General features: G+C 41.9%; 6 protein-coding genes. 2 read left to right on the top strand and 4 right to left on the bottom strand.

Annotation, left to right across the window (positions count from 1 at the left end; all coding sequences use genetic code 11):
• Window positions 1-431 (top strand): hypothetical protein (locus tag AC6RV6_RS27215; RefSeq protein WP_500244037.1); only part of this gene is annotated, 431 nt, incomplete at its 5' end.
• Between the two features lie 73 nt (window positions 432-504).
• Here the strand turns inward: AC6RV6_RS27215 and AC6RV6_RS27210 are convergent.
• Window positions 505-894: a hypothetical protein gene (locus tag AC6RV6_RS27210; RefSeq protein WP_500244036.1), complete on the bottom strand. Its 390-nt coding sequence runs from the start codon at window positions 892-894 to the stop codon at window positions 505-507.
• A 432-nt stretch (window positions 895-1,326) separates the two neighbouring features.
• Here AC6RV6_RS27210 and AC6RV6_RS27205 point away from each other — a divergent pair, with 432 nt between their 5' ends.
• The gene (locus AC6RV6_RS27205; RefSeq protein WP_500244035.1) at window positions 1,327-2,019 is read left to right on the top strand and encodes a hypothetical protein; all 693 of its coding nucleotides are present in this window, start codon (window positions 1,327-1,329) and stop codon (window positions 2,017-2,019) included.
• Between the two features lie 1,066 nt (window positions 2,020-3,085).
• On the opposite strand, the gene AC6RV6_RS27200 is transcribed toward AC6RV6_RS27205, so the two are convergent.
• The 3 genes from AC6RV6_RS27200 to AC6RV6_RS27190 all read right to left on the bottom strand — a co-directional run bounded on the left by AC6RV6_RS27200 (window position 3,086) and on the right by AC6RV6_RS27190 (window position 7,725).
• Window positions 3,086-4,279 carry a site-specific integrase gene (locus AC6RV6_RS27200; RefSeq protein WP_500244034.1) on the bottom strand — a complete coding sequence of 398 codons (1,194 nt, stop codon included), beginning with the start codon at window positions 4,277-4,279 and terminating at the stop codon, window positions 3,086-3,088.
• Between the two features lie 180 nt (window positions 4,280-4,459).
• On the bottom strand, window positions 4,460-6,523 hold the full coding sequence (locus AC6RV6_RS27195; RefSeq protein ID WP_500244033.1) for an ABC transporter ATP-binding protein: 2,064 nt from the start codon (window positions 6,521-6,523) through the stop codon (window positions 4,460-4,462).
• A complete protein-coding gene (locus AC6RV6_RS27190) occupies window positions 6,520-7,725 on the bottom strand; it encodes a glycosyltransferase family 4 protein (protein ID WP_500244032.1) in 1,206 nt (401 codons plus the stop codon). The genes AC6RV6_RS27195 and AC6RV6_RS27190 overlap by 4 nt, the downstream gene beginning before the upstream one ends.
• Between the last annotated feature and the right edge of the window lie 21 nt (window positions 7,726-7,746).

The raw sequence follows: 7,746 nt of genomic DNA, 5'->3' as shown, positions 1-7,746 counted from the left end.
CAAAGTACCTAATTGATTCGATTTACGGAGCAATGAGCAAAGTAGCGAGAGAGACGATTAAACCCCCTTTAGACATTCATAATCAAACGATTTACAACACCGATGAAACCTTTAGAGAGCTTACTCATTATTTCGTAAAACAGGTAGATGAGTCGTTTCTGTGGAAGCTACAAAATGAGTATCCATCCGGTTATTGCCTCAAAACATGGGCTATGCTTCCTCTAGGATTAAAGAAAGCGAGTAAACCTATTAGGGGTGAGCTAAAAGGGATTGACCTGAAAGAAGCTAAAAATCTCATAGCCGACAGTTTAAAGGGTTTGGTGAAACTGTTACCCAAGCACTCGAATAAACAAAAATTAGTAGCTGAATTTGACCCCTTGAAGACCACACCAGAAGAAACATGGAAACTCTTTGAAAGCCTTGCAGGATAGTGGTTTTAAAATGTGAGATGCAAAAAAAATAGAGAGGTATTTTTCCCCTCTATTCGTTCATTTTGTCGTTAGATTAAGCGCCGATTTCCAATTGTTTTTCTAGTTGAGCAATAACCTTTTTCCTTTCCTCGTCCTCTTTCTCGAAGAGTTCGTCACAGCCTTTTTCAGCCTCCTTTTGTTCAAAGTAATAGTTAACGATGTGGTCAAAACAGTTATCTAAACTTGGAGGGACTCCCTCATTTTCGTTCAAGTAGTGACCGCTCCGAACTTTCCACTTGCCTGACTCTAAGTCAATCTCGCAAAGGTCGGGATTTTCCTCGTAAAACTCTACGATCGCATCCCAGTAATCGTCATCGTCCTCGATATAGGCAAACTTTGCCGCGAGTTTCATCTTAAACATTTCACCGATAGACGCATCATAAAAGTCCTTTTCAATAGTTACCGTTTCGTTATCGCTAGACATGATCAACAGTCCCTTTCCTCGTTTGTATTTTTATAGTAAATAGTTTAATTTAACCGGTCAATAAGTTATAAGTAAAACTAAACTTGTGTCGCTTTTAAAATATGGGACATTTATTCTCTTTATCGTTAGTAAAAACAGGTTAAATCTTTCTGTGAAAAGGCTTTGGGGCTGTACCCTTTGTATTTTTTGAGAATTAAACTAATTCAATTAGTTTAATTAATTCAATTCTCAGAATATACACACACTATCCCTAGGGAACGAAAGAATAGGGGTTTCGAGGACTAGAAACCTTTCTTCACAAACCGATCGACAGAATAACCTAATCATGCTTTAATTTCATTCAAATCAACGCGCCCTAGGCGAGTGCTACCAACACCCATCTAGGACGACTTCCACCCCCATTGATACCACCAACAGGAGGGCGTTTTTATTATGCCGGAAAACGAAAACAAGAGAAAGATAGTTCACTGGTCTGAAATCGACTTACCGAACCGACCGTTACAGCCTAAGCGGGAGATGCTAACGGAACGAGGATATCTCGACAGAAAACAGGTGTACGGTGAAGTCGTGTTAATTCGGTACGACCGTTCCTATGTCTCCTTTTGGGTTAAGCGATTTTTACTTAATCGATTAGGCGTAAGCGATCGCGAACTTTTTCGCCTTATCTCGGATAATTTAAGGGTAGAGAATATTTCAGGTAAGCCGATGTCACAACCATTCGAGACGAATATACCGGGGTTAGGAAAAGCGACCTTTGCGGAGTTCTTTCAGTTCCTATCGGAAGAAGCCGCTAAGGGTAGATTCTGGATGATTTTTGACAACATAGAAAACCGTTGCTTGTTCCTAACAGACAGCGCCGAACCCGGTCGCTTAACGTTGCCAACGAATAAATACATAGGGCTTAATCGTCTTGACGCTTGGCGCGACAGCATGGACGAATACGGACGATTACAACACCTATTAAAAACAGAGAAGGTAGCGCCTTCTTTTGAGGCTAATTGTTATCGTCCTGACGACTCTTTTGTTCGTTTCCAAAAAACAATTTACCGAATAGACGGTCTGTTCGGTACACAGTGCAGAGCTTCCGTTAGCGAGGGTTGGGAACTACTCAGACCCGCTAATTAATCGGTCAGATAATTCTCGTAAGGGGTTGTGGTCACTAGGCTACGCCTTTTTTTTTTGCTGTATACCCTTTGTATATTTCAGGAAAGCCTTTAAAGGCTTTAAAGGCTTTAAAGCCTTTATTAAAAAATACATACACTATAGCCTCATCGCGATTAGCGAATTAATAGTTTCCCCGACAGGGGTACAAGCGACAGACATTCCCCCTCTCCCATCCCTTCCAAAAAGAGAAAGAAAGCGTTGCGACGGCATTGAGTCAAGGTTTGATGAAATCAACAGAGCTTGACCTTGACGCAAGGACTAGCGGCGCTAACTTGTTCTCTAAAGGGATGGGGTAGGGGAAGTAACCCCGCTTAGCGATTTCGTTTAGTCTCTACAATTCCGTTAGTTTCTATCAGTAATTCGCCTAGCGACCCATGTTGATTTGTCAAAAACGCTTCTAGAGCCATTGGTATATAAGGATTGTGATTTCGGTCACATTTCATCGAACCGATTAACCTCATCAACTTTTCCTAATACTAATTAACCGATACAAGCGAATTGATTTTATGTAGTATGTAATATATTTTAGTTAATCTCACGTTATGAACCCATCGATATATAAGCGTTGCAGCGACTCTCTAGAAACGATGTAATCGCGTTACCGGGTATCAGACTACCTAAAGCCGTTATCGCTCGTCGTAGAGCGCTCTAGGTAGCTTAAGAAGCGTTCCGATAGGACGGGTTTAAGAAGGGGGGTGCGGGGGGAAACATTCCCGACGAACAGTTACGCGATCTCCTTTCTCTCTCCTCCCAACAATCGCGAAGTAAGTTTGCGAGACCTTTAAGGTTTCGTTATTCGTTACCCAGCGTTACTTCAAGCACGCGATCGCCTCGAGATAAAAACGCTCTGGCTTATATTCGTGTTGATTTGTCGAGAACCACTCTGTAACCCCTACCCTCTCGTTACCCCATAGGGGCTTATTTTGCCCTCTAACGAGTCTAACCTTACTCGGTATCTTTCCTCTAAAAAAAAAGGCACAGCCTAAAACTATACCCTCGTTATTCGCTTTGCGATCGCATTCGCTAACTATTCAGCAGGAAGAATATTGTCTGTCATTTTCCCTAAGTAATGCTTTTCGATTACTGCTACAGAGGTATCGCACCATTGTGCGACACGAGCTAACGGAACACCTTTATCAATTTGTTCCGTGATGAATGTATCCCGACAGTTGTAAGGAGTCGTATCTTGCTTGATAGGGTTAACGACACTTTTCCATGCTTTGTTATTAAAATTGCTTGTATTAATAACCTTACCTTTAGGAGAAGGAAAAACAAGAGAGTCGGACAGTACGTCAGTAGTCTTTAATCCTTGTAAAAAATCACGCAATTTATTGTTACACGGGAATATCCTTGTTTTGTTGTTTTTACTGCCTTTTACTCGCACTATTTTACCGCCAACGTAAACACACCCACCATCAAAGGTAATGCGAGAACAATCGCTATTTATATCGCCCCATCGTAGTCCTACCGCCTCGTTAGGACGGCAACCTGTTAAAAAAAGGAACTCAATTAAATCTGCATAGTGACTGTAATTGTATCCTGTGTATCCTCGTCCGTTCCAGTTACCTTTGTGGTTGCGAAAAGCTGCGATAACTTGCCTTTTGTCTTGTTCGCTAAAAGGATTGGGGTTAGTTCCTTTTTCGTAGTTATGTTTTAACTCTTTTGACATTCCATCAAAAGGATTGGTTCCTTTTATTTTTTTATGTTTTACCCCCCAATTGAATGCAGCGTTAATTTGAATCAAAACCCTTTTAGCCTGTCCTTCGGTAGTGTTGTCAAGTAGCCATTGGCGAATTTCCAGTGCTTTGTATGGTGACAAGACAGGGAGTTTTTTGAGTAAAGGTCTGATTTGCCTTTCGTGATAAATCAAGGTTGTTTCTTTCCAGCTTGTTTTTTTGTACTCGAAATATTGTTCCCACAAGTCTCGTACAGAGATTTCTGGGTAAATTTCTTTTACCTTCTCAAGATGACTTGCTCGCCTTGTTTTTGGTTTATATTTTTCAAGTGTCAAGTCAAAACATTCGTTAACAATATCAGCGTTGATAGCATCTATTTTTCGCTGTGCGATAACACGGTTATCGCTTGTATCTGCCATCCCAAGCGATAACGCCTTTGCTCGACCTCCAAAGATTTCACGAGGAAATCGAACCCGTAAACGGTTACTCGCGCTTTCTAACCGAGCTATCCCTCGGTCTGAATACTTGCGATCTTCTGAGTACATTGCAATAACACCTTGTCTGGACTACTCGTTCATCATATCCACAAAGTGTACGAATTGTGTACAAAAACGATAAGATAATTGTGTACAAAGTCTGAATCGCTTATATAGAAAGAATTTATTTGTTTTGGAGTAGAGCTTCCCAAGCTCTAGTTGCGGGTTCGATTCCCGCTACCCGCTCTTTTAAATCTCGCGTTTGGAAAGTCTTGCACCGTGTTCTTCATAAAAAGACAGGGTTTTCAACAGTTGCAAAGCAGACTCATAGGATTCCTCGATTAACTCCTCTCGCTCCTCTGGTGTATCGACTAAATCTTCCGTGACTAACTGTAATAACCCTAACATCGCATTTAACCGCGTTCTCACCTCATAGGAAAGGCGATTTCTCAATTCCCGAGAAGCTCGCAAAGAAGCTCGGATCAAACTCGCATTCGTCGGTAAAACAACTTTAGGCGTTTTTGCTCGACCAAACTGCATCCCGTAGAGTTTGGCATATTGTCCATCCTTGGCGAGTAATTCCTCGTGATTGCCAAATTCAACAACACGTCCTTTTTCCATCACAGCAATTTTATCGGCTTGTCGCACCGTAGAAAGACGGTGAGCGATCACGAGAGTCGTGCGATCGCGGCAAAGTTCATCGATCGCCTGCTGTACCAACCGCTCCGAAATCGTATCTAACGCACTGGTGGCCTCATCGAGAATCAAAATCTGAGGATCTCTCAACAAAGCACGAGCGATCGCAATACGTTGTCGCTGTCCTCCCGAGAGCAAAGTGCCGCGATCGCCGATTTCCGTCTCAAATCCCTTCGGCAAGTCCATAATAAATTCATAAGCACAAGCTCGTTTTGCTGCTTCAATAATCTCGTCTTCTGTCGCCTCATTTTGGCCATAAGCAATGTTATAAGCAACAGTATTATTAAATAAAAACGTATCTTGAGAAACAACCCCCATTGCTCTTCGCAAACTGCGGAGTTGAAAATCTTTAAGGTCAATATCATCAATCGTAATGCGTCCTTGAGTGGGTTCATAATAGCGAGGAATTAAATCCACCAAAGTCGATTTACCTGCCCCAGAAGACCCCACTAAAGCTACTGTCGTCCCTTTCGGCACCCAGAAATCGATATTTTGTAAAACGAGTTCGTCATGGTCGGGATAAGCAAACGCAACCTTCTCAAAGCGAATGCCGCGATCGATACCTTGAAATTGTTGCGTACCGTTTTTCATGAGCGGCTTATCATCCCGTCGCAGAAAGCTCGCTGCGATCGCCACACTGGGGACGACATTGGCAAATTTACTGCGATTGCCGTTTAATTTTCCGACAATGGGAATTAAGCGAAAAAGTGTCACTAAATAAATCAGAAGAATGGTAGAAAGGGATTGCAAGCGATCGATAAAAAGGTAGCGACCGAGGGCAACAATGGCAATCACCACCAAAATGCCAGCCACTTCATTAATGGGGCTAATCATGGCATAATTAGCTTGAGCTTTAAAATCTGCTTGTTCTTGCTCGCGAATGAATCCGGCAATTCTTTGATATTCTACTTTTTCCATACTTGATGTTTTGATTAAGCGAATACCGGCAAGAATTTCCAGTAATTTTCCCGAATAAGCACTCGATTTTTGCGAGACTAATCTGCCGTAAGTTTTCGCTTTTTTGATCAGATATTGATTGCTTAAAGCGATGCAGGCTAAAAGGAACGTAGAAACTATAGTTAACTGCCAAGATAACGATAATAATACCCACAGAAAAACGAAAATAGTAATGGCGTAAGTTAAAATTTGCAGGGCAAATTTAATTGCACTGACCGTGCGTCCGATTTCTCGATTTAAAAAGTTAACAATATCGCCAATTTTTGTTTTACTATAATAATCAAGATCTACTTCTAATAATAACTTTAATCCTTCTAAACGCATGCCATTAACCAAATACCGAGAAAAATAGCTTGCAACAATTTCTGTTAAATAAGCGGTGAGATTTTTTAAAACAATAGCGAATAAAACCGCCCCCAACATCGCAAAATATTTCCAATCTCCCGGAAAGCGATCGAAAAAAACGAATATCTTTTGTAAAAATGCCGGTCCTTTTTTTAAGATTTGGTTATCTTGACCGAGAAAACCCAATAGGAGCGGTACGATTAATGCGGTACTAATCCCATTAAAAACGGCTCCAGAAAATCCCGAAAGAATTGTTAAAATGACTAAAAATCGATGCCGGAGGGCGAATTTAAGCAATAATCGGTTAGGGGTCATGGGTTTATTAAGTTCGCGATCGCTTCTTTTAGAATAGCAGCCATAGACTCAAGACTATAATACTGTACGCATCGCTCTCTTGCTTTGCGGCCAAGCGCGATCGCTTCGTCGTAATGCTGGAAAATAGCCTCTATTTGCGTGGCAATTTGTTGAGGAGAACTCGGATCCACCAGAAATCCCGTATCCCCTAATATGTTGGGAATATCGCCGATACGCGTAGAGATAATAGGCTTAGCCATGGCCATTCCGTCGGTGAGTTTGAGGGGAAACTGTGCTTGTGCGACAGGGTTATCGCGTTGAGGGACGACAATAATATGAGCCGCCGAGACAATTTCCGGCATGGTTTGCGCGGGTTGGGGGGGTAAACTAATAATCCATCGTCCCCATGTTTCCTTTAATTGGCGATCGTAATCGTCATAAGGACTCCCCCCGACAATGACTAAGCGAAGATCGTCCCAGTTCAGGCGATCGAGCGCCATGAGAATATCTTCGACCCCTTTATAAGGTCTAGGGGCTCCCGGAAACATTAAAATGCGATAATCTTGCAAATTGTGTTTCTTGCGGCTGACTTCGGGATCGTACTGTTGCGGATCGAAAAGTTCGGTATCTTTACCATTGGGAATGTAAATTCCGCCAAAGCGGTGTTGGAGAAATTGAGTGTGAATGGTGACAAGATCGGCGTAAGAGACGAATTTTTCCATCCATTTGAGGTAAAAGGGATGTTCGGGAAAACGTAAGGCTCCATCGGGTTTAATGATATCTCGAGCGAACTGTTTGATACTTTCTGGATAGTTGAATTCATCGCCGCCGTGCCACCCTAATTCCCAATCATCAATGTCTAAAATAATCGGTTTTTTGCTTTGCCATTTTTTCCATAAAGCAATACCTAATGTTGTGGCTTTCGGTCGCAAAGGATAAAGAATATCGCCACTAATGGCTTGCATTAACTGGCTGGCCGAACGAAAAAATTGAGGATAATTACTCCCTTGAATCGTTTTCAAAGGAAAGTGAGTGATTTCAGGATCTGGAGGGGTATCACCAAATACAAAACCTAAAATTTCGACATCATATCCTAATTTTTCTAAGGCGCGAGCGAGAAGAAAAGTTCGCACTGCTCCTCCCCATCTTCCTGCACCACTTTTGGAAAGGTCGCTAACGAGAATAGAGAATTTCAAAGGTCTTTGAGCAGGAGAAATAATCATTATTGAATAGTTTTAGAATCA

This window comes from Spirulina sp. LEGE 11439 (assembly GCF_059821285.1).
This window is presented reverse-complemented; position numbering and strand designations above follow the sequence as displayed.